The organism is Enterobacter sp. ENT02, assembly GCF_019219165.1.
Lineage (GTDB): Bacteria > Pseudomonadota > Gammaproteobacteria > Enterobacterales > Enterobacteriaceae > Enterobacter > Enterobacter mori.
Map to the genome: position 1 here is coordinate 1,277,304 of NZ_JAHUWD010000001.1, position 19,272 is coordinate 1,296,575.

Below are 19,272 nucleotides of genomic sequence, written 5' to 3' on the forward strand. Positions count from 1 at the left end.
TTTAGAGAAGACTATTCGAGTTGCTGAAGTTCACCTGATGGCGTGACGCGCCAGCGGTGCTGGCAAAAATAGAGCAGCGGGTTGTCCTGCTTGCTGTCGCTGTAGCCGCTGTACAGGCGCAGCGGCGTGCCAATGCGCTTCTCCAGCTGAACCACTTTCTCGTGTCCCAGGCAGCGCATAGTCAGCACCCAGCCGCCGTAAGCGCGGGAAATTTGCGTGGCGATAAGATTTACGCGCGGCAGCCATGGCGTATCAAAATAGACCTGCTCCACCAGCGTCTGCGGGGAGCCGGTAATCAGCCAGATGTCGGCATCGTTCGCGTCGAGGTAGCTGGTGAGACGCGCCTGCACCACGGGAAACGCGGCGACATGGCCGCGAAACCAGTGCGCAAAATCCTGTTCGAGCTGTTTAAGCCGTGCTTCGCTGTGACCAAAGGTGCATCCCCATAGCAGCAGGCTCATCGGCCAGCGCGCTGCACGGCCTTTCACCAGCAGCGCGATGCCAATCACGGGTAAGAGCGGTAAGACGAGCAGCGCATTCAGAGGCTGACGCCGCAGCAGATAGCGCATAAAGGTGCCAAACATATCCTGCTGGTGCAGCGTTCCATCCAGGTCGAAAAAGACAACGCGACGCGCGTGATTTGCCAAACCTTACTCCTCTGGGTCGTTGAATCCTAACAGCCAGGTAAACAGGAACCCGGCGATTACCGCTACTAAATAGCCTAACAGATAGAGCATCACTTTTCCGGTCACGATGGTTAATGCCAGCGGTAAACCGGAAAGTCCAAAGGTGATCACCGTCGCCACTTTCCAGTAGCTAATGAGCGCCCCGCCCACCGCGCCGCCCAGACAGGCTGCGAGGAAAGGTTTCCCCAGCGGCAGCGTAACGCCGAAAATCAGCGGCTCGCCGATGCCGAGCAGTCCGACCGGGAGCGCGCCTTTAATCACTTTTTTCAGTCGCGCGTTGCGGGTTTTCATCAGTACGGCAATCGCCGCGCCGACCTGCCCCACGCCCGCCATCGACAGGATAGGCAGCAGCGCGTTATAGCCGTGCGCCTGCACCAGCTCGACGTGGATCGGCACCAGCCCCTGATGCAGGCCGGTCAGCACCAGCGGCAGGAAGGTTCCCGACAGCACCGCCCCCACTAACAGGCCGCCGCGGTCAATCGCCAGAGACGCACCGTGGGCGATGGCGTCAGAGATCCAGCCACCTAGCGGCTGAAGGACCACAATCGCTACGCTACCGGTAATTAATGTGGTCAGCAGCGGGTTGAGGATAAGCTCAATCGAACCAGGCAGGATCGCGCGCAGCCTTTTCTCGATCCAGCACATCAGGATGACCACCAGCAGCACGGCAATCACCCCACCGCGGCCCGGCTGAAGCGCCTCACCAAACAGCGTGATCTGCGCCAGTTGCGGGCTGGACAAGATGCCCGCCATTACCCCGCCCATGGCCAGCGATCCGCCAAACACCTTCGCGGTATTCACCCCGACCAGAATGTTCATGATGGCGAAAACTGCGCTGCCGAAGATCCCGAGGATCCCCAGCAGGTTTGGATACTGCGTGGCAAAATCCCCGACGATATCCGGCCGCTTGAGGATATTGATAATCCCGGTGATCAGGCCCGAAGCAATAAACGCCGGGATCAGCGGGATAAAGACGTTTGCCAGCTGTCGCAGCGCATCGCTCATCGGCGCCTTGTATTTGGCTTTTGCCTGCGCTTTGGTGCTTTCGGCATCGTCAAATGAGGCCGTCGCCTCACCGCCAACCATCAGCGCGCGCATGGCATCAACAACCTGCGCCGCTTTCCCCGGTCCGACAATGAGCTGGTGCTGCTGTCCCTGTTTGACGTATCCACTTACGCCGGGGAGTTGCTTCAGGCGCGGTAGATCAAGATCGTCGTCGTTATGCACCTCGACGCGCACGCGCGTCATGCAGTTTTCCAGACGCTGGATATTCTTTTCTCCGCCGATCCCCTGCAGGATGCCGCTGGCGAGCGCTGCTGTCTTTTCCATACACGCCTCTGTTAGTTTTCTAATGCAGCCCGTAAGAACCCGTTATGCGCATCGAGTTTGGTTCTCGCCGCCGTGGCGTCCAGCCCGCTTAAGATCATCAGAATGGCCGGTTTAACATCGTGATCGGTTTGTTTCAGGACCGCTTCTGCCTCTTCACGGCCTGCACCTGTCGCCTCCATCACCATACGGCAGGCTCTGTCCACCAGCTTGACGTTGGTGGCCTGCATATCGACCATCAGGTTCTGATAAACCTTGCCGAACTTCACCATCGCGCCGGTGGAGATCATATTGAGCACCAGCTTTTGCGCGGTCCCTGATTTCAGGCGCGTGGAGCCGGTCAGCGCTTCCGGCCCGACAACCGGAGAGATGGCGATAGCGGCCACCTGGGCAATCGGCGAGCCGGGGTTACAGGAGATGGCAACCGTCGTGCAGCCTGTCTGGTTGGCGTATTCCAGGCCGCCAATGACGTACGGCGTGCGCCCGGATGCCGCCAGCCCAACCACCAGATCCTGCGCGGTCAGGTTCAGCGCTTTGAGATCATCTTCACCGAGCTGTTTGTTGTCTTCCGCCCCTTCAACAGCTTTCAGCAGCGCGCCTGGGCCACCGGCAATCAGCCCGATCACCAGGCCGTGCGGAACGCCAAAGGTTGGCGGACATTCGGAGGCATCCAGAACCCCCAAACGTCCGCTGGTGCCCGCGCCCATGTAAATAATGCGCCCACCGGCCTTTAGCGCAGTTGCGGCCGCATCAACCGCTTTCGCCACCTCAGGTAATGTCTCTTTCACTGCCTGCGCGACCAGCGTATCCTGTTGATTAAAGCGGTTAACCAGCTCCAGCGTGGAGAGTGCGTCAAGATCCATGGTTTGCGGGTTACGCGTTTCAGAAACCAGTGAGCCAAGATTCATTTTTTGTACCTCAAGAATTTTTAATTCATAATAATCACACTATAGTGGAATATAAAATTCATTCAGGCGAGCAAAATTCGTATTTGAGCAGATAATCACATTTTCGCCAGGAGACCGTATGAACTGTTTAATTCGCATTCGCCAGCGTTATGCAGGCTTTGCCCAAAGCGACAAGAAGCTGGCGGATTTTCTACTTTCTCAACCCGACCACGCGCGCCATCTTAGCTCGCAGCAGCTGGCGAGTGAGGCCGGTGTGAGCCAGTCCAGCGTGGTGAAGTTTGCCCAGAAGATTGGGTTTAAGGGCTTTCCGGCCCTCAAGCTTGCGATCAGCGAAGCGCTGGTGAGTAACCCCAATCCGCAGTCGATGCCGGTGCATAATCAGATCCGGGGCGATGACCCGATGCGTCTGGTGGGCGAAAAGCTGATCAAAGAGAACGTGGCGGCCATGCATGCGACGCTGGATGTGAATACCGAAGAGAAGCTGCTGGAAAGCGTGGCGATGCTGCGCGCGGCACGGCGCATTATTCTGACCGGGATAGGTGCATCCGGGCTAGTGGCGCGTAACTTTGGCTGGAAGCTGACGAAGATCGGTTACAACGCGATAGTGGAGCAAGACATGCACGCCCTGCTCGCCACCGTCCAGGCAATGGATCCTGACGATTTGCTGCTGGCGATCTCTTATTCCGGTGAACGTCGAGAGATCAATATGGCGACCGATGAAGCGCTGCGCGTCGGCGGTAAAATTCTGGCGATCACGGGTTTTACGCCAAACGCGCTCCAGCAGCGGGCAACGCGCTGTTTATATACCATTGCCGAGGAGCAGGCCACGCGCAGCGCGGCTATTTCGTCCACCAGTGCTCAAATGATGCTGACGGATTTGCTGTTTATGGCGCTGGTGCAGCAGGATCTTGAGCGCGCGCCCGAGCGCATTCGTCACAGCGAAGAACTGGTAAAGAAACTGGTTTGACGCGTATAATGCCCGCCCAGTTTGTGTTGTTTCTGAGAATTTCCTGATGGCGCTGTTAATTACCAAAAAATGCATTAATTGCGATATGTGCGAGCCCGAATGCCCTAACCAGGCCATTTCGATGGGCGACAGCATTTATGAGATTAACAGCGACCGCTGCACGGAATGCATCGGCCACTATGAAACGCCGACCTGTCAGAAAGTGTGCCCGATCCCGAATACTATCCTGAAGGATCCGGCCCACGTCGAGAACGAAGAACAGTTATGGGATAAGTTTGTCCTGATGCATCATGCAGACAAACTCTAGCTTTCAATGATCACCGTTGCGCAGGCGTAGTGGCGTTCATCGGCGAGCGTCACGTGCATGTGATTCACCCCCAGCTTTTCAGCCAGCTTTTGCGCTTCCCCCCACAGACGCAGGCTCGGTTTGCCCAGCTCATCGTTAAACACTTCGAACTGGTTAAACGCCAGGCCGTTGCGGATACCGGTTCCGAAAGCTTTAGCTGCCGCCTCTTTAACCGCAAAGCGCTTCGCCAGAAAACGCACCGGCTGCTGATGCGCTTCCCAGATGGCCCACTCGTTATCGCTCAGCACGCGTCTTGCGAGGCGATCGCCGCTCCGGGCGATCACCGCTTCAATACGGGCTATTTCAACGATATCAGTGCCTAAGCCCAGAATGGCCATTACTGACGCGCTTCCAGCATCAGGCGTTTCATCTCTGAGACCGCCTCTTTTAGGCCGCTCATCACCGCACGGCCAATAATGGCGTGGCCGATGTTCAGCTCGTGCATTTCCGGCAGCGCGGCAATGGCTTTCACGTTGTGGTAGGTCAGGCCGTGGCCGGCGTTAACCTTCAGGCCTAGGCTTGAAGCGTACGTGGCCGCTTTAGCGATACGCTCCAGCTCTTTCGCCTGCTCGGCGTCGTTTTTGGCATCGGCATAGCTGCCGGTGTGAATTTCGATATACGGTGCGCCCACGTCGGCCGCCGCTTTAATCTGGGTGAAATCAGCGTCGATAAACAGAGAAACCAGGATATCGGCATCCGCCAGACGCTTGCAGGCATCGCGCATTTTGTCGAGCTGCCCGGCTACATCCAGACCTCCTTCGGTGGTCACTTCCTGGCGTTTTTCCGGCACCAGACAGCAGAAATGCGGTTGGGTCTCGCAGGCAATGGCGAGCATCTCTTCAGTGACAGCCATCTCCAGATTCATACGGGTGTCCAGCGTCTGGCGCAGAATGCGCACGTCGCGGTCAGTAATATGGCGGCGGTCTTCACGCAGGTGAACGGTAATGCCATCAGCGCCAGCCTGTTCAGCAATAAACGCCGCCTGAACCGGATCGGGATACGCCGTGCCGCGCGCATTACGCAGCGTGGCGATATGATCAATGTTGACGCCTAACAGTAATTCAGCCATGACAATCCTCGGTATTTTGGTTCATTTCTCTTCCCCCCTCTCCCGCCGGGAGAGGGCTGGGGTGAGGGGTAAAACGTTAACGTTTCGGCACAAACTGCCTGAATAATTCGCGGCTCTTTAAGGGCTTGCCGCCAAGATACGGCTTGAGGGCAATCCGGGTAAAGCGTTTTGCTGCGCGCAGGGTGTCTTGATCGGGAAACTCGCGCTCATACAGCGCCCGGAGCTGGCGCCCGGTAAAAGTGCTGTTGTCTATCACGATACTGGCGATAAAGCCTTTTTCTTCGCGATAGCGGTAGGTCATAGTGTCTTCTACCTCGTCCCCGCTCCCCGCACAGTGCAGAAAATCTACGCCGTACCCGAGATGGCCCAGCAGCGCCAGTTCGAAGCGGCGCAACGCAGGCTCGGGTGTGCCGGTTGCGCCAGCAAGTGCCTGGATACAGTGCAGATAATCGAAGAAAAGCTCCGAGAAGCGAGTCTCATGTTCAAGGACGCGAGAAATGAGTTCGTTGACATACAGACCGCTGTAGAGCGTGATGCCAGAAAGAGGAAGCGCCAGAGAGACGGCTTCAGCGCTGCGCAGGGTTTTGACTTCCCCTCGCCCGCCAAAGCGTACCAGCAGCGGGGTGAAAGGCTGTAAGGCACCTTTCAGGTTAGAACGTTTGGAACGTGCGCCTTTCGCAACAAGGCGCACGCGGCCCGACTCTTCCGTGAAGACGTCCAGCATAAGGCTGGTTTCGCTCCAGGGACGACTATGGAGAACGAAGGCACGCTGCCAACCTTCCATTATACTCGTCGTCTTGCGTTACTGGTCTTCGCCGTAACCGAGGCTGCGCAGAGCACGCTCATCATCGGCCCAGCCAGATTTCACTTTCACCCACAGTTCGAGGTGAACCGGTGCTTCGAACATCTCCATCATGTCCTTACGGGCTTCGATACCGATGGTTTTTATCTTGGCGCCTTTATTGCCGATCACCATCTTCTTCTGCCCTTCGCGCTCAACGAGGATCAGGCCGTTGATGTCGTAGCCACCGCGCTCGTTGGTCTGGAAACGCTCGATCTCCACCGTCACAGAGTACGGCAGTTCAGCGCCCAGGAAACGCATCAGCTTTTCACGGATGATTTCAGACGCCATAAAGCGCTGAGAGCGATCGGTGATGTAGTCTTCCGGGAAGTGATGAATCGCTTCCGGCAGATGCTTACGCACGATGCCCGCGATGGTATCAACGTTCAGGCCGGTCTCAGCAGACAGCGGAACGATGTCGAGGAAGTTCATCTGACTTCCGAGCCACTGCAGATGCGGCAGCAGGTCGGCCTTTTCCTGCACGTTATCAACTTTGTTAACCGCGAGAATGACCGGCGTTTTGCCGTCACGCAGCTTGTTCAGCACCATCTCGTCGTCCGGCGTCCAGCGGGTGCCTTCAACAACGAAAATCACCAGCTCTACGTCGCCAATCGAGCTGCTCGCCGCCTTGTTCATCAGACGGTTGATGGCACGCTTCTCTTCCATGTGCAGGCCCGGGGTATCGACGTAGATCGCCTGATACGCGCCTTCAGTATGGATGCCGACGATGCGGTGACGCGTGGTCTGCGCCTTACGCGAGGTGATGGAAATCTTCTGCCCAAGCAGATTATTCAGCAGGGTGGATTTACCAACGTTCGGACGTCCGACGATGGCAATAAATCCGCAATAGGTTTTTTCTTCGCTCATTCCAGCTCCAGCATTTTTAACGCCTGTTCGGCGGCAGCCTGTTCAGCCTTACGACGGCTTGAACCTGTGCCCACCACCGGTTCACTCAGGCCACTGACCTGGCAATGGATGGTAAATTCCTGATCGTGTGCTTCGCCACGAACCTGCACCACCAGATAGGATGGCAGCGGCAGATGACGACCCTGCAAATATTCCTGCAGACGCGTTTTCGGATCTTTTTGTTTATCGCCCGGACTGATTTCGTCCAGACGGCTCTGATACCAGTTCAGGATCAGCTTTTCTACGGTCTGGATATCGCTGTCCAGGAACACACCACCAATTAATGCTTCGACCGTATCGGCGAGAATAGATTCACGACGAAAGCCGCCGCTTTTCAGTTCACCCGGTCCAAGACGCAGACATTCGCCCAGTTCAAATTCACGCGCGATTTCCGCAAGGGTATTACCCCGAACCAGCGTGGCACGCATGCGGCTCATATCACCCTCGTCCACACGCGGGAAACGATGATAAAGCGCATTCGCAATCACGAAACTTAAAATAGAGTCACCTAAAAACTCGAGGCGCTCATTATGTTTGCTGCTGGCACTGCGGTGGGTTAATGCCTGTTGCAACAACTCCTGATGATGAAAAGTGTAGCCCAGCTTCCGTTGAAGCCGATTAATTACGATGGGGTTCATGCGATACCAATAAATGAATGCGTCAAAAATGCAGCACACGAAACCGACCTGAGAAAACCAACGCGGTTTCGTGTGCCGTGGCTCCCTTGCAGGGCCAACCTTAAACTTCGGGGGAATATTCTATACACAACGACAAGGGATGTCGTTAGTTCGAAGAGATTTATCGTGGAAATAATTCACGTAGCCGCGAAATAATGCGGCTACGTGCTCTTTTCGTGAGAATTAATGGATCCCGCCAATACGATTCAGGCGTACCCCGGTCGGCCATTCGCCTTCCTGCTTCTCAAAACTCATCCAGATCGCCGTCGCTTTACCCACCAGATTCGCTTCCGGCACAAAGCCCCAGTAGCGGCTATCGGCAGAGTTATCGCGGTTATCGCCCATCATGAAGTAATGACCTGGCGGTACGATCCAACTGGCAAGCTGCTGACCCGGCTGCTGGTAATACATACCCACTTGATCCTGCGCGATTGGAACCGTCAGGATACGATGGGTGACATCACCCAGCGTCTCTTTACGCTCAACCAGGCGGATGCCGTTCTCTTTGGTCTCGCCTTTCGGTACCTGGAAGAAACCGCTGGTCGCTTCACCGCCGTTACGACGGGCAAAGGTCTGCACAAAATCACTTGGCTCAACGTTTGAGTAGGTGATGGCCAGCGCGTTTTCACATGCGGTACCGGAACTGCAGCCCGGCTGAACGGTGACTTCCTTCGTGGTCGGATCGTAGGTGACTTTATCACCCGGCAGACCCACCGCTCGCTTGATGTAGTCCAGTCGCGGATCTTCCGGGTATTTAAACACCACGATATCGCCACGTTTCGGATGACCGGTTTCGATCAGCGTTTTCTGGTAGATCGGATCTTTAATGCCGTAGGCAAACTTCTCAACCAGAATAAAATCGCCAATCAGCAGTGTTGGCATCATGGAACCTGATGGGATCTGGAACGGCTCGTAAATGAACGAACGCACCACCAGCACAATGGCCAGCACCGGAAATACCGAGGCTCCCGTTTCCAGCCAGCCCGGTTTCGGGCCGACTTTCTTCAGGGTTTTCGCATCAAGCCCATCGCCAGTGGCTGCCTGCGCAGCAGCCTGACGTTCACGGCGTTTTGGGGCGAAGATAAACTTATCCAGACACCACAGCAGACCTGTCACCAGGGTAGCGATGACCAGGATCAGGGCAAACATGTTCGCCATGCCAACTCCTTAAGGGTTATTTGCCGTCTTTACCAACATGAAGAATGGCAAGGAATGCTTCCTGCGGCAGCTCAACGTTACCGACCTGCTTCATACGCTTCTTACCGTCTTTCTGCTTCTGCAGCAGCTTTTTCTTACGGCTGACGTCACCGCCGTAGCATTTCGCCAGGACGTTTTTACGCAGCTGTTTAACGGTAGAACGGGCGATGATATGGTTACCAATGGCCGCCTGAATCGCGATGTCAAATTGCTGACGAGGGATCAGCTCTTTCATCTTCTCAACCAGCTCACGACCACGGTATGGCGCGTTGTCGTTGTGGGTGATCAGCGCCAGCGCATCGACGCGCTCGCTGTTGATCAGCACGTCCACACGCACCATGTTAGAGGCCTGGAAGCGCTTGAAGTTGTAATCCAGTGACGCATAGCCACGGGAGGTCGACTTCAGACGGTCGAAGAAGTCGAGGACCACTTCCGCCATCGGGATTTCGTAGGTCAGCGCCACCTGGTTACCGTGGTAAACCATGTTGGTCTGCACGCCACGCTTCTCAATACACAGCGTGATGACGTTGCCCAGGAACTCCTGCGGCAGCAGCATGTGACACTCAGCAATAGGCTCACGCAGCTCGTGAATATTGTTCAGCGGTGGCAGCTTGGACGGGCTATCGACGTAGATCACTTCTTTCGAGGTGGTTTCCACTTCATACACTACGGTCGGTGCGGTGGTGATCAGATCCAGATCGTATTCACGCTCCAGACGTTCCTGAATGATCTCCATGTGCAGCAGGCCGAGGAAGCCACAGCGGAAACCGAAGCCCAGCGCCGTTGAACTTTCTGGTTCGTAGAACAGGGAAGCATCGTTCAGGCTCAGCTTACCGAGCGCATCACGGAAGTTTTCGTAGTCGTCAGAGCTGACCGGGAAAAGGCCCGCGTAAACCTGCGGTTTCACCTTTTTGAAGCCTGGCAGCGCTTTGTCCGCCGGGTTACGCGCCAGCGTCAGCGTATCGCCCACCGGAGCACCGAGGATGTCTTTAATAGCGCAGACCAGCCAGCCTACCTCGCCGCATTTCAGCTCGGTACGGTCAACCTGTTTTGGCGTGAAGATACCCAGACGGTCAGCGTTGTAGACCTGGCCGGTACTCATGACCTTAATTTTGTCGCCTTTACGCATGGTGCCGTTTTTGATACGTACCAGCGAAACAACGCCAAGGTAGTTATCGAACCAGGAGTCGATGATCAGCGCCTGCAGCGGCGCTTCCGGGTCACCTTCCGGTGGCGGAATATCACGCACCAGACGTTCCAGCACATCGGGAACACCGACGCCGGTTTTCGCCGAGCAGCGTACCGCGTCGGTCGCATCAATGCCGACGATGTCTTCAATCTCTTCCGCGACGCGCTCAGGATCGGCGGCAGGCAGGTCAATTTTGTTCAGAACCGGCACGACCTCGAGATCCATTTCCATCGCGGTGTAGCAGTTCGCCAGGGTCTGGGCTTCTACGCCCTGCCCGGCATCGACCACCAGCAGCGCGCCTTCACAGGCAGCCAGCGAGCGTGAAACTTCATAGGAGAAGTCAACGTGGCCAGGGGTGTCGATAAAGTTCAGTTGGTAGGTTTCACCGTCGGTCGCTTTATAGTCGAGCGTCACGCTCTGCGCTTTAATGGTGATACCGCGTTCGCGTTCCAGGTCCATGGAGTCCAGTACCTGGGCTGCCATTTCACGATCAGACAGGCCACCGCAAATCTGGATAATACGGTCAGACAGCGTCGACTTACCGTGGTCAATGTGAGCAATGATCGAAAAGTTACGTATGTTCTTCATATAGTTAAATAATTATGCCTTACGAATTCCTGGAGGCCGCTGTTCTTAGCCTGACGTTTTTCAGTGCGAAAACGCAGCATTCTACACTACATCCCCGCAACCTGGAAATGCACTTAGAGCCAAGCATAGCGCGAAGAAACGGCGTTTTCTTTTTTGAGATGTAAATAATGATAAAGCCCGGTGGATCACCGGGCTTCAGAAGAGAGCGTCTCGACACGAAGCTGGTCAGGCGCAAGAGCAACATTGAGGATAACGGGTTGCCACTCTTCTCGTGCAGCGAGCTTTGGCGACAGGCCTTTGGCAAGCCAAAATCCACCTACGCCACCCAGTGCAGCACCACACATGGCAGCCACATCGGTGCCAAACAACGTCTGGAAAATACCGCCCATAACAAACAAACCAACCAGAGGGGAGAGATAAACCAGCATCGCGGAGGTCAACAGACTGCCTTCTGCGATGCCCAGTTCCACCTTCTGCCCTGCCACCAGCGGCTGTTCGCTCGGGACGGCGATCGTATGCGACGTTTGCGGCCCCAGCTTGTTGAGCACGCGACTGCCGCAACCTGCTCTGGACGCACAGCTGTTACATGATGCTTTTACGTCACAGTTCACCAGCGCAACGCCATCCTGCCACGATACGACCGTAGCCCACTCTTTAATCATTGCGCAGCCCTGAATTTAATGCTGTCGGAAATGCGCTTCGCCGTTTGCGGCGGCAATTCCCCGACGATGGTGATCTCGGCGTTATCACGTACCGTGGTACTCACCGTACGGCGCCCGGTACGAAGCATTTGTTCTGAACTGTTTGCCGTTGCACGGTTGATGTTCACCGAGAAGCTGAACAAACCATCTGAATAAAGACGCGATTCGACCGGCGTTTCAATGGTCGGTAACTGGCGACGGCTACTGGAGACTTCACTAAATCCTTGCGGGATCCAGGAAGGAACCCAGTTGAAGTTCACAGAATCACCGGCAGGAACAGAAAGCAGCGGCGGCAGGCTGGCTTTGGCCAGATTCTGCATGCTATTGCCCACCTGATTATTCACGCTGAAGGAGATGACGCGGAACTGTTCCAGCGTTTCACCGTCACGGTCGAGCAGGTCAACGCGCATTGGCAGCTTGGTTTCTGCGTCAATCCAGACGATGTAGCTGTAACGCGTACCGTCTCTGGCCACAACGCGGATAACCTCGCAGAGTCTGTCGGCGATGCGAGTTTTGCCGACCGCGATAAAATCGTAGAAAGGCGCAAGACGCTTGAAATCGGTATAGATAAGCGATGGCAAGGAATCAACGATATAGTCGCCATTCAGAGTGAAAGGTTCCAGGCCAGGTTCAAAGTAGCTGATTTCATTGCCACGCTGAACCACTTCCCGACGTGGACCATCCATCTGTAAAAGCTGGGCGAGCGGCTGGTTATCAAGACGGGCATGGCGATAGCGTAACGATTCGACGCCCTGCTTATTAATGCTGATAAATGCCAACTCGTAATTGAGTGACTGGCTGGCCAGATTCATTTGCTGCAACAACGCCCCGGATGAAACATCAGCCGAGGCGTTGGCAGAGAAGAACAGGCTACCTGTCATCAGAGACATGGCGAACCAAAGTTGCTTCATTACTGCGATTGCGTTCCTAAAGTTTGGTTTCCGGGCACTTGCACAGCAGCCTGCTGGGTTTGTGCCTGCTCAAACTGAAGCTGTTCGGAGTGCAGACGACGCTGCAACTCATAATCCTGCAACATCGCATTGATGCGACGGCGCTGCTCTTGTACCTGCTGTTGCTGACCGCCGCTTGCGGAAGCATCTGCCGGTACGCCCAGGCTAACCGGGCTGGCTTTGCCCATCATCGGCAGTGTATTAAACACTGGCGCTTCAGGTTGCTGATTGGCTTCAGACTGAGTGTTATAGTGCTGGACGCCAACGATAACTGCAAGCGATACGCAAGCAGCCACACCCATTTGGGTAAGCTGGCTGGCCCACGGACGCACCTTTTGCCAGAACGGCATTTTCTGCCACTGGTGAGGCGCGGGCTGAGCTTCAGGAATCAGCGGAGTGGTCTGATGTACTGGCTCGTTCTCGATGGCCGCCATGACGCGAGCCGAGATATCGAAATGGAGAACCTCGCCGGTATCACCACGTAGGGTGTCACGGATGAGATGATAGCTCTCCCAGGTCTCTTGCATTTCGGGAGAATGAGACAGCTCATTGAGCAGCTCACTATCCAGCGTTTCACCATCCATTAAAGCGGAAAGTTGTTCTTTCTGCATGCCTAATACCTTTTCCAGTATCCCGCTATCGTCAACGCCTGATAAGCGGTTGAACTTTATTATCAATTGCTTCTCGCGCACGGAAAATTCGTGAACGAACCGTGCCGACCGGACAATCCATGATGGCCGCTATCTCTTCATAGCTTAGGCCATCCAACTCCCGTAACGTAATTGCCATGCGTAAATCTTCCGGGAGCGACTCGATCGTGCGAAAAACGATTTGTCTCAGTTCTTCTGACAACATTAAGTTCTCAGGGTTCGAAATTTCTTTCAACGCGCCGCCACTTTCGAAGTTTTCGGCGTCGATTGCGTCCACATCACTAGAAGGCGGACGACGGCCCTGAGCGACCAGATAATTTTTTGCTGTATTCACGGCAATGCGATACAGCCAGGTATAAAAAGCACTATCTCCCCGGAATGAATCCAGCGCACGATAGGCCTTAATAAAAGACTCTTGTACCACATCAGGAACGTCTCCCGAGGGGACATAGCGAGAAACCAGACTCGCCACCTTATGCTGGTAGCGAACCACCAGTAGGTTAAAGGCTTTCTGATCTCCCTTTTGGACCCGTTCAACCAGGACCTGGTCCGTTAACTGCTCGCTCATCCGAGGTAATGTCTCCCCAAACCTAAATTCCACGCGCTATCGAAACGCCACTCTAACAGCATTGTACTTTGAGCAAGCACTGGCTTAGAGCGTCTATTCTTCAATAAGTTCCGTCACGCTTTTGTTTTTGTTCATCGCGCCGCAGACCGATCATTTTCTCTCATTATAAGTCTGATCACGATACGCACCCACTTTCTGACAAGAATCATCAACTTTATCGTCAGAAGAGTAACGCAACACCGGCTTTATTTCACCACAAAATCTGAAGCTAACGATCTGCTTCGCAAAATATTTTCGTTCATTTACCTCTTGTTTAGCTCTGACTTTACGTTTAGTCACCATAACAACATACAAAAAAAACGTGCGAAACGTCTCAGCCAGGTGCTATTCTGGCCAAACACTGTTTAGTAAATTAAACAAACATCATGAACACAACGCCAGAACTTCATTGTGATGTACTGATCATCGGCAGCGGTGCTGCTGGTCTCTCCCTTGCGCTGCGCCTTGCTGAGCACCAGAACGTGATCGTCTTGAGTAAGGGCCCGATGAGCGAGGGTTCAACTTTCTATGCGCAAGGCGGGATTGCGGCCGTGTTTGATGAAACGGACAGCATTGCCTCACACGTTGAAGACACCCTCATTGCCGGGGCGGGGATTGTGGATGAACATGCCGCAGAGTTTGTCGCCAGCAACGCCCGACATTGCGTACAGTGGCTTATCGATCAGGGGGTGCTGTTTGATACCCACGTCCAGCCTAACGGTGAAGAGAGCTACCACCTGACCCGTGAAGGCGGACATAGCCATCGTCGGATCCTTCATGCGGCAGACGCGACCGGAAAAGCGGTTGAAACCACACTGGTCAGTAAAGCGCTTAGCCATCCTAATATTCGCGTCCTTGAGCGTAGCAATGCGGTTGACCTGATTATCTCCGATAAAATTGGTCTACCGGGCACGCGACGCGTCGTCGGCGCCTGGGTGTGGAATCGTAATAAAGAGCAGGTGGAAACCTGCCGGGCAAAAGCGGTCGTCCTGGCGACAGGCGGTGCCTCTAAGGTGTATCAGTACACGACTAACCCGGACATTGCCTCCGGGGACGGTATAGCCATGGCCTGGCGTGCCGGTTGTCGCGTGGCGAACCTTGAGTTCAATCAGTTCCATCCAACAGCCCTGTTCCATCCTCAGGCGCGTAATTTCCTGCTCACGGAAGCCCTGCGCGGAGAAGGCGCTTACCTGAAGCGTCCAGACGGCTCCCGCTTTATGCCTGACTTTGATGCGAGGGACGAACTGGCCCCGCGCGATATTGTCGCTCGCGCAATCGACCATGAAATGAAACGTCTTGGCGTGGATTGCATGTATCTGGATATCAGCCATAAGCCAGCTGAGTTCATTCGTCAGCACTTCCCGATGATTTATGAAAAACTACTGGGCCTGGGGATCGATTTGACCCGCGATCCGGTACCCATTGTACCCGCAGCCCACTATACCTGTGGTGGCGTGATGGTTGACGATCATGGTCGCACCGACGTGGACGGCCTGTATGCCATTGGAGAAGTGAGTTATACCGGCCTGCACGGCGCGAACCGCATGGCATCAAACTCGCTGCTGGAGTGTCTGGTATACGGATGGTCTGCAGCAGAGGATATTACCAGCCGTATGCCGTATGCACGTGAAACAGAGCATTTGCCAGCCTGGGATGAAAGTCGTGTAGAAAATCCGGACGAACTGGTTGTTATCCAGCATAACTGGCACGAACTGCGGCTGTTTATGTGGGACTACGTTGGGATTGTACGGACGACAAAACGTCTTGAACGCGCCCTGCGCCGCATCACGATGCTACAGCAGGAGATTGATGAGTATTACGCCAATTTCCGCGTCTCCAATAACCTGCTGGAACTGCGCAACCTGGTACAGGTTGCGGAGCTTATCGTACGCTGCGCAATGATGCGTAAAGAGAGTCGCGGGCTGCATTACACCCTGGACTATCCCGATCAGCTGGAAGCGTCCGGCCCGTCGGTCTTGTCTCCTCACGCTCACATAAACAGATAGAACGCCTGGGTCAGAGCTGTGTAATCTTCGGAATAACGCTGGTCTGGCCCACGGATGACCATTCTGTCATTGAAACACTCCCCTTCTTTCGGTGAGAGTGCCAGCAACACACGATGCGGCAACCGCCCTTCAGTGTCCGAAATGTCGGTGCGTAAACGCAGATTCCAGCCAATCTCCCGGGCAATCTCAATAAAGTTATTGCCGGTACTTTCTGGCAGTACCACGCAGAAAAAACCCTCTTCAGAGATCAGCTCAGCCGCGCTGGTTAACAGCGCCTTATGATCGAGTGAACCGGTATAACGAGCCCGTTCGCGCTCGGGCGTACCGCACTCCACGCCGGGTTCGTAGTAAGGAGGGTTACTGACAATGAGATCGTAACGTGAAGTTTGCTTAGGCGCCCAGGCAAGAATATCCGCACACTCAACGGAAAGGCGCGGCGCCCAGGGGGATTCTGCAGCATTTTCACTCGCCTGCCCTGCGGCCTGCGCATCCAGTTCGACGGCATCAATGGTGACATGTTCTTCCGTGCGCTGCGCCAGCATCAACGCCACCAGCCCGCTGCCCGTACCGATATCAAGAATACGCTTAACACCTGCGACAGGTGCCCAGGCACCCAGTAAAATACCGTCTGTACCGACTTTCATCGCACAGCGATCGTGCGCCACAAAAAACTGCTTAAACGTAAAACCATCGCGGCGCAGCTGCGCTTTGAGTTGAGACATGTCAGGGCAACCTTCTAAGTGAAACTGGAGTAGCATAGGGGAAAGCGAAGTGGTCGAAAAGCGATATCCATACAAACAGATGAAGATTACAGCCGTAACGTCTATAATCAGCGCCCCACACAGAGGTAGAACATGACTGTAACGACTTTTTCCGAACTTGAACTCGATGAAAGCCTGCTCAATGCACTTGAGAGCAAAGGCTTTACACGCCCGACCGCCATTCAGGCCGCGGCCATTCCGCCTGCGCTTGAGGGCCGCGATGTGCTCGGTTCTGCGCCAACCGGCACGGGGAAAACAGCAGCCTACTTGCTGCCTGTCTTGCAGCACCTGCTCGATTTCCCACGTAAAAAATCAGGCCCACCGCGTATTTTAATTCTGACGCCTACGCGCGAACTGGCAATGCAGGTTGCCGATCACGCGCGTGAACTCGCGGCAAATACCCATCTTGATATCGCCACCATCACCGGCGGCGTTGCGTACATGAACCACGCCGAAGTGTTCAGCGAAAACCAGGACATCGTCGTTGCGACGACCGGCCGCCTGCTGCAGTACATCAAAGAAGAGAACTTCGACTGCCGTGCGGTTGAAACGCTGATCCTGGATGAAGCCGACCGCATGCTGGACATGGGCTTCGCGCAGGATATTGAACACATTGCGGGTGAAACGCGCTGGCGTAACCAGACAATGCTGTTCTCTGCCACTCTCGAAGGGGAAGCGATCAAAGACTTCGCAGAGCGTCTGCTGGAAGATCCGGCAGAAGTCTCGGCGACGCCGTCCACCCGTGAGCGTAAGAAGATCCACCAGTGGTACTACCGCGCGGATAACCTTGAGCACAAGGTCGAATTGCTGAAACACCTGCTGAAGCAGGAAGATGCTCTGCGCACAATCGTGTTTGTGCGCAAGCGCGAGCGCGTGCACGAGCTGGCGGAAATGCTGCGTAACGCCGGGATCAACAACTGCTATCTCGAAGGCGAGATGGCGCAGATCAAACGAACTGAAGGCATTAAGCGTCTGACAGACGGTCGCGTGAACGTTCTGGTTGCGACTGACGTTGCCGCACGCGGGATCGACATCCCTGACGTGAGCCACGTCATTAACTTCGATATGCCGCGCAGCGGAGATACCTATCTGCACCGTATTGGCCGCACCGGCCGCGCGGGCCGCAAAGGGATTGCGATTTCACTGGTTGAAGCGCATGACTACCTGCTGCTGCAGAAGATTGGCCGCTATGTTGATGAGCCGCTGAAAGCGCGCGTCATTGATGAGCTTCGCCCGACCACCCGTGCACCGAGCGAAAAAATGACGGGCAAGCCGTCCAAAAAAGCGCTCGCGAAACGTGCTGAGAGAAAAGAGAAAGAAAAAGAGAAGCCGCGCGTTAAGCAACGCCACCGCGACACCAAAAATATTGGTAAACGTCGCAAGCCAAGCGCTGCCGCGCCAGAAACGAAAACTGAAGAGTAAAAAAAAGCCGGGAAATTTCCCGGCTTTTTTATTCCACCCCCGTGGCTGAAACCCTTACAGGCTTTCAGTAAAGGTACGGGCAATAACGTCGCGCTGCTGTTCTGGAGTCAGTGAGTTGAAGCGTACCGCATAGCCAGACACACGAATGGTCAGCTGTGGGTATTTTTCAGGGTGCTCAACGGCATCCATCAGCGTTTCGCGACGCAGCACGTTAACGTTCAGGTGCTGACCACCTTCAACGCGCACTTCTGGTTTCACTTCCATTGGGATTTCACGGTATTCGATTTCGCCCAGTTTGCTCACTGGCACGATTTCGTCTTCTGCAAAACCCGCTTTCGCTACGACACAGCGCGCTTCGTTTTTCTCGCTGTCCAGCAGCCAGAAAGAGTTGAGCAGATCGTCATTTGCAGCTTTAGTAATCTGGATACCTGTAATCATGTGTTGCCTCCCTAGGCTACATTAACTGATGTCGGCCTCTCGCGGCCAATTGGTAAAACCATTGTTTCTTGTGTGTATATATATCATTCACACCTCGGCGATTTATTGATTTAAATCAACAAAAACACCAACCACATAAAGAGTGTGGTTTTAATTTATTGTTTTAGATCAATTTCACAGCCTTACCAATTCAACTTACCCTGCATATTTTCAACATAAATTTAGCCACTTAGCGCACATTTCAGCGTGTAATTTTGCTCGCCGGGGTTAAACAGGTAAGCTAGTCACAGATTGAGATTCGCAGGAGAGCGAGATGACGACACCTTTAACCTGGCATGACGTGCTGGCAGAAGAAAAGCAGCAGCCTTATTTTATCAATACGCTCAGCACCGTTGCTGCTGAGCGCCAGTCCGGACAGACAATTTACCCGCCGCAGAAAGATGTGTTCAACGCCTTTCGCTATACCGAACTGAGCGATGTAAAAGTGGTTATTTTGGGTCAGGATCCCTATCACGGCCCGGGGCAAGCGCATGGGCTGGCGTTTTCCGTACGTCCGGGCGTGGCTATCCCCCCTTCTCTGCTCAACATGTATAAAGAGCTTGAGGGAACCGTGCCCGGGTTTACCCGGCCAAACCACGGCTACCTGGAAAGCTGGGCGCATCAAGGTGTGCTGCTACTGAATACCGTCCTGACCGTGCGCGCGGGCCAGGCGCACTCGCACGCCAGCCTTGGATGGGAGACCTTTACCGATAAAGTCATCAGCCTGATCAACGAGCATCGTGAAGGAGTGGTGTTTTTACTCTGGGGTTCTCACGCGCAGAAGAAAGGGGCGATTATTGACCGTCAACGTCATCATGTGTTGAAAGCACCGCACCCGTCACCGCTGTCTGCTCATCGCGGTTTCTTTGGCAGTAATCATTTTGTTCTGGCGAATGAATGGCTGGAAAAACGTGGCGAAACGCCAATTGACTGGATGCCTGTGTTACCGGCAGAGAGCGAGTAGGATTTGAATGTGCCGGGTCAGACCCGGCACATAA

Annotated in this window: 22 protein-coding genes; 5 read left to right on the top strand and 17 right to left on the bottom strand. The window is 54.7% G+C overall.

The features are described from left to right. Positions 1–11 precede the first annotated feature (11 nt). From yfhb to murQ, 3 genes are read right to left on the bottom strand one after another with little or no spacing between them, the layout of a single operon-like run. Entirely contained in the window at positions 12–647 is a 636-nt protein-coding gene (gene yfhb / locus KW829_RS05810; RefSeq protein ID WP_042715843.1) for a phosphatidylglycerophosphatase C, read from the bottom strand. Positions 648–650: 3 nt separating this feature from the next. Next, the gene (locus KW829_RS05815) at positions 651–2,015 is read right to left on the bottom strand and encodes a PTS transporter subunit EIIC (protein ID WP_010434052.1); all 1,365 of its coding nucleotides are present in this window, start codon (positions 2,013–2,015) and stop codon (positions 651–653) included. 11 nt (positions 2,016–2,026) lie between these two features. Beyond that, on the bottom strand, positions 2,027–2,920 hold the full coding sequence (gene murQ, locus KW829_RS05820; protein WP_218307789.1) for an N-acetylmuramic acid 6-phosphate etherase: 894 nt from the start codon (positions 2,918–2,920) through the stop codon (positions 2,027–2,029). Positions 2,921–3,038: 118 nt separating this feature from the next. On the opposite strand from murQ, the gene KW829_RS05825 reads away from it, so the two are divergent. Together KW829_RS05825 and KW829_RS05830 are read left to right on the top strand one after the other, a co-directional pair. Then, positions 3,039–3,887, top strand: coding sequence for a MurR/RpiR family transcriptional regulator (locus tag KW829_RS05825; protein ID WP_010434058.1), 849 nt, complete (start codon positions 3,039–3,041; stop codon positions 3,885–3,887). Between the two features lie 46 nt (positions 3,888–3,933). Further along, the gene (locus KW829_RS05830; protein ID WP_010434061.1) at positions 3,934–4,194 is read left to right on the top strand and encodes a YfhL family 4Fe-4S dicluster ferredoxin; all 261 of its coding nucleotides are present in this window, start codon (positions 3,934–3,936) and stop codon (positions 4,192–4,194) included. On the opposite strand, the gene acpS is transcribed toward KW829_RS05830, so the two are convergent. The 12 genes from acpS to rseD form a co-directional block, all read right to left on the bottom strand. Continuing rightward, positions 4,191–4,571: a holo-ACP synthase gene (gene acpS / locus KW829_RS05835; protein ID WP_042715848.1), complete on the bottom strand. Its 381-nt coding sequence runs from the start codon at positions 4,569–4,571 to the stop codon at positions 4,191–4,193. The two genes, KW829_RS05830 and acpS, sit on opposite strands and share 4 nt — an antisense overlap. Then, entirely contained in the window at positions 4,571–5,302 is a 732-nt protein-coding gene (gene pdxJ, locus KW829_RS05840) for a pyridoxine 5'-phosphate synthase (protein WP_218307790.1), read from the bottom strand. Before pdxJ ends, acpS begins: the two co-directional genes overlap by 1 nt. A gap of 76 nt (positions 5,303–5,378) precedes the next feature. Continuing rightward, positions 5,379–6,086, bottom strand: coding sequence for a DNA repair protein RecO (gene recO / locus KW829_RS05845; RefSeq protein WP_089598411.1), 708 nt, complete (start codon positions 6,084–6,086; stop codon positions 5,379–5,381). An 18-nt stretch (positions 6,087–6,104) separates the two neighbouring features. Continuing rightward, positions 6,105–7,010 carry a GTPase Era gene (era, locus tag KW829_RS05850; protein WP_006176722.1) on the bottom strand — a complete coding sequence of 302 codons (906 nt, stop codon included), beginning with the start codon at positions 7,008–7,010 and terminating at the stop codon, positions 6,105–6,107. Then, on the bottom strand, positions 7,007–7,687 hold the full coding sequence (gene rnc, locus KW829_RS05855; RefSeq protein ID WP_010434072.1) for a ribonuclease III: 681 nt from the start codon (positions 7,685–7,687) through the stop codon (positions 7,007–7,009). Before rnc ends, era begins: the two co-directional genes overlap by 4 nt. Positions 7,688–7,909: 222 nt before the next feature. Then, entirely contained in the window at positions 7,910–8,884 is a 975-nt protein-coding gene (gene lepB, locus KW829_RS05860) for a signal peptidase I (protein ID WP_089598412.1), read from the bottom strand. A gap of 16 nt (positions 8,885–8,900) precedes the next feature. Next, a complete protein-coding gene (gene lepA / locus KW829_RS05865; RefSeq protein ID WP_089598413.1) occupies positions 8,901–10,700 on the bottom strand; it encodes a translation elongation factor 4 in 1,800 nt (599 codons plus the stop codon). 185 nt (positions 10,701–10,885) lie between these two features. Further along, a complete protein-coding gene (rseC, locus tag KW829_RS05870) occupies positions 10,886–11,362 on the bottom strand; it encodes a SoxR-reducing system protein RseC (protein WP_010434077.1) in 477 nt (158 codons plus the stop codon). Continuing rightward, complete coding sequence (rseB, locus tag KW829_RS05875; RefSeq protein WP_010434078.1) at positions 11,359–12,312, bottom strand: sigma-E factor regulatory protein RseB; 954 nt, start codon at positions 12,310–12,312, stop codon at positions 11,359–11,361. The genes rseC and rseB overlap by 4 nt, the downstream gene beginning before the upstream one ends. Then, the gene (gene rseA / locus KW829_RS05880) at positions 12,312–12,962 is read right to left on the bottom strand and encodes an anti-sigma-E factor RseA (RefSeq protein WP_010434079.1); all 651 of its coding nucleotides are present in this window, start codon (positions 12,960–12,962) and stop codon (positions 12,312–12,314) included. The genes rseB and rseA overlap by 1 nt, the downstream gene beginning before the upstream one ends. Before the next feature lie 31 nt (positions 12,963–12,993). Further along, positions 12,994–13,569 carry an RNA polymerase sigma factor RpoE gene (rpoE, locus tag KW829_RS05885; protein ID WP_006176728.1) on the bottom strand — a complete coding sequence of 192 codons (576 nt, stop codon included), beginning with the start codon at positions 13,567–13,569 and terminating at the stop codon, positions 12,994–12,996. Further along, on the bottom strand, positions 13,566–13,631 hold the full coding sequence (gene rseD, locus KW829_RS22910; RefSeq protein WP_226348011.1) for a rpoE leader peptide RseD: 66 nt from the start codon (positions 13,629–13,631) through the stop codon (positions 13,566–13,568). The genes rpoE and rseD overlap by 4 nt, the downstream gene beginning before the upstream one ends. Before the next feature lie 363 nt (positions 13,632–13,994). Here rseD and nadB point away from each other — a divergent pair, with 363 nt between their 5' ends. Continuing rightward, complete coding sequence (nadB, locus tag KW829_RS05895; protein WP_218307791.1) at positions 13,995–15,614, top strand: L-aspartate oxidase; 1,620 nt, start codon at positions 13,995–13,997, stop codon at positions 15,612–15,614. Here the strand turns inward: nadB and KW829_RS05900 are convergent. Continuing rightward, positions 15,599–16,336: a tRNA1(Val) (adenine(37)-N6)-methyltransferase gene (locus tag KW829_RS05900; RefSeq protein WP_218307792.1), complete on the bottom strand. Its 738-nt coding sequence runs from the start codon at positions 16,334–16,336 to the stop codon at positions 15,599–15,601. The two genes, nadB and KW829_RS05900, sit on opposite strands and share 16 nt — an antisense overlap. 132 nt (positions 16,337–16,468) lie before the next feature. Here KW829_RS05900 and srmB point away from each other — a divergent pair, with 132 nt between their 5' ends. Further along, positions 16,469–17,797, top strand: a complete 1,329-nt coding sequence (gene srmB, locus KW829_RS05905) for an ATP-dependent RNA helicase SrmB (protein ID WP_042715662.1) — start codon at positions 16,469–16,471, stop codon at positions 17,795–17,797. A 54-nt stretch (positions 17,798–17,851) separates the two neighbouring features. Here the strand turns inward: srmB and grcA are convergent, their stop codons facing one another. Beyond that, the gene (gene grcA / locus KW829_RS05910) at positions 17,852–18,235 is read right to left on the bottom strand and encodes an autonomous glycyl radical cofactor GrcA (RefSeq protein WP_008502190.1); all 384 of its coding nucleotides are present in this window, start codon (positions 18,233–18,235) and stop codon (positions 17,852–17,854) included. A 313-nt stretch (positions 18,236–18,548) separates the two neighbouring features. Between grcA and ung the strand changes: the two genes are divergently transcribed. Further along, on the top strand, positions 18,549–19,238 hold the full coding sequence (gene ung / locus KW829_RS05915) for a uracil-DNA glycosylase (protein ID WP_089598417.1): 690 nt from the start codon (positions 18,549–18,551) through the stop codon (positions 19,236–19,238). The last annotated feature ends 34 nt before the right edge of the window (positions 19,239–19,272 follow it).

Excerpts from the sequence above, each read along its gene's own strand:
- KW829_RS05825 (WP_010434058.1), top strand. The coding sequence starts at position 3,039 with ATGAACTGTTTAATTCGCATTCGCCAGCGTTATGCAGGCTTTGCCCAA.
- ung (WP_089598417.1), top strand. The coding sequence starts at position 18,549 with ATGACGACACCTTTAACCTGGCATGACGTGCTGGCAGAAGAAAAGCAG.
- rseC (WP_010434077.1), bottom strand. The coding sequence starts at position 11,362 with ATGATTAAAGAGTGGGCTACGGTCGTATCGTGGCAGGATGGCGTTGCG.
- murQ (WP_218307789.1), bottom strand. The coding sequence starts at position 2,920 with ATGAATCTTGGCTCACTGGTTTCTGAAACGCGTAACCCGCAAACCATG.
- rpoE (WP_006176728.1), bottom strand. The coding sequence starts at position 13,569 with ATGAGCGAGCAGTTAACGGACCAGGTCCTGGTTGAACGGGTCCAAAAG.
- KW829_RS05815 (WP_010434052.1), bottom strand. The coding sequence starts at position 2,015 with ATGGAAAAGACAGCAGCGCTCGCCAGCGGCATCCTGCAGGGGATCGGC.
- lepB (WP_089598412.1), bottom strand. The coding sequence starts at position 8,884 with ATGGCGAACATGTTTGCCCTGATCCTGGTCATCGCTACCCTGGTGACA.
- acpS (WP_042715848.1), bottom strand. The coding sequence starts at position 4,571 with ATGGCCATTCTGGGCTTAGGCACTGATATCGTTGAAATAGCCCGTATT.
- rseB (WP_010434078.1), bottom strand. The coding sequence starts at position 12,312 with ATGAAGCAACTTTGGTTCGCCATGTCTCTGATGACAGGTAGCCTGTTC.
- lepA (WP_089598413.1), bottom strand. The coding sequence starts at position 10,700 with ATGAAGAACATACGTAACTTTTCGATCATTGCTCACATTGACCACGGT.
- pdxJ (WP_218307790.1), bottom strand. The coding sequence starts at position 5,302 with ATGGCTGAATTACTGTTAGGCGTCAACATTGATCATATCGCCACGCTG.
- recO (WP_089598411.1), bottom strand. The coding sequence starts at position 6,086 with ATGGAAGGTTGGCAGCGTGCCTTCGTTCTCCATAGTCGTCCCTGGAGC.
- nadB (WP_218307791.1), top strand. The coding sequence starts at position 13,995 with ATGAACACAACGCCAGAACTTCATTGTGATGTACTGATCATCGGCAGC.
- rseA (WP_010434079.1), bottom strand. The coding sequence starts at position 12,962 with ATGCAGAAAGAACAACTTTCCGCTTTAATGGATGGTGAAACGCTGGAT.
- KW829_RS05900 (WP_218307792.1), bottom strand. The coding sequence starts at position 16,336 with ATGTCTCAACTCAAAGCGCAGCTGCGCCGCGATGGTTTTACGTTTAAG.
- srmB (WP_042715662.1), top strand. The coding sequence starts at position 16,469 with ATGACTGTAACGACTTTTTCCGAACTTGAACTCGATGAAAGCCTGCTC.
- rnc (WP_010434072.1), bottom strand. The coding sequence starts at position 7,687 with ATGAACCCCATCGTAATTAATCGGCTTCAACGGAAGCTGGGCTACACT.
- grcA (WP_008502190.1), bottom strand. The coding sequence starts at position 18,235 with ATGATTACAGGTATCCAGATTACTAAAGCTGCAAATGACGATCTGCTC.
- era (WP_006176722.1), bottom strand. The coding sequence starts at position 7,010 with ATGAGCGAAGAAAAAACCTATTGCGGATTTATTGCCATCGTCGGACGT.
- KW829_RS05830 (WP_010434061.1), top strand. The coding sequence starts at position 3,934 with ATGGCGCTGTTAATTACCAAAAAATGCATTAATTGCGATATGTGCGAG.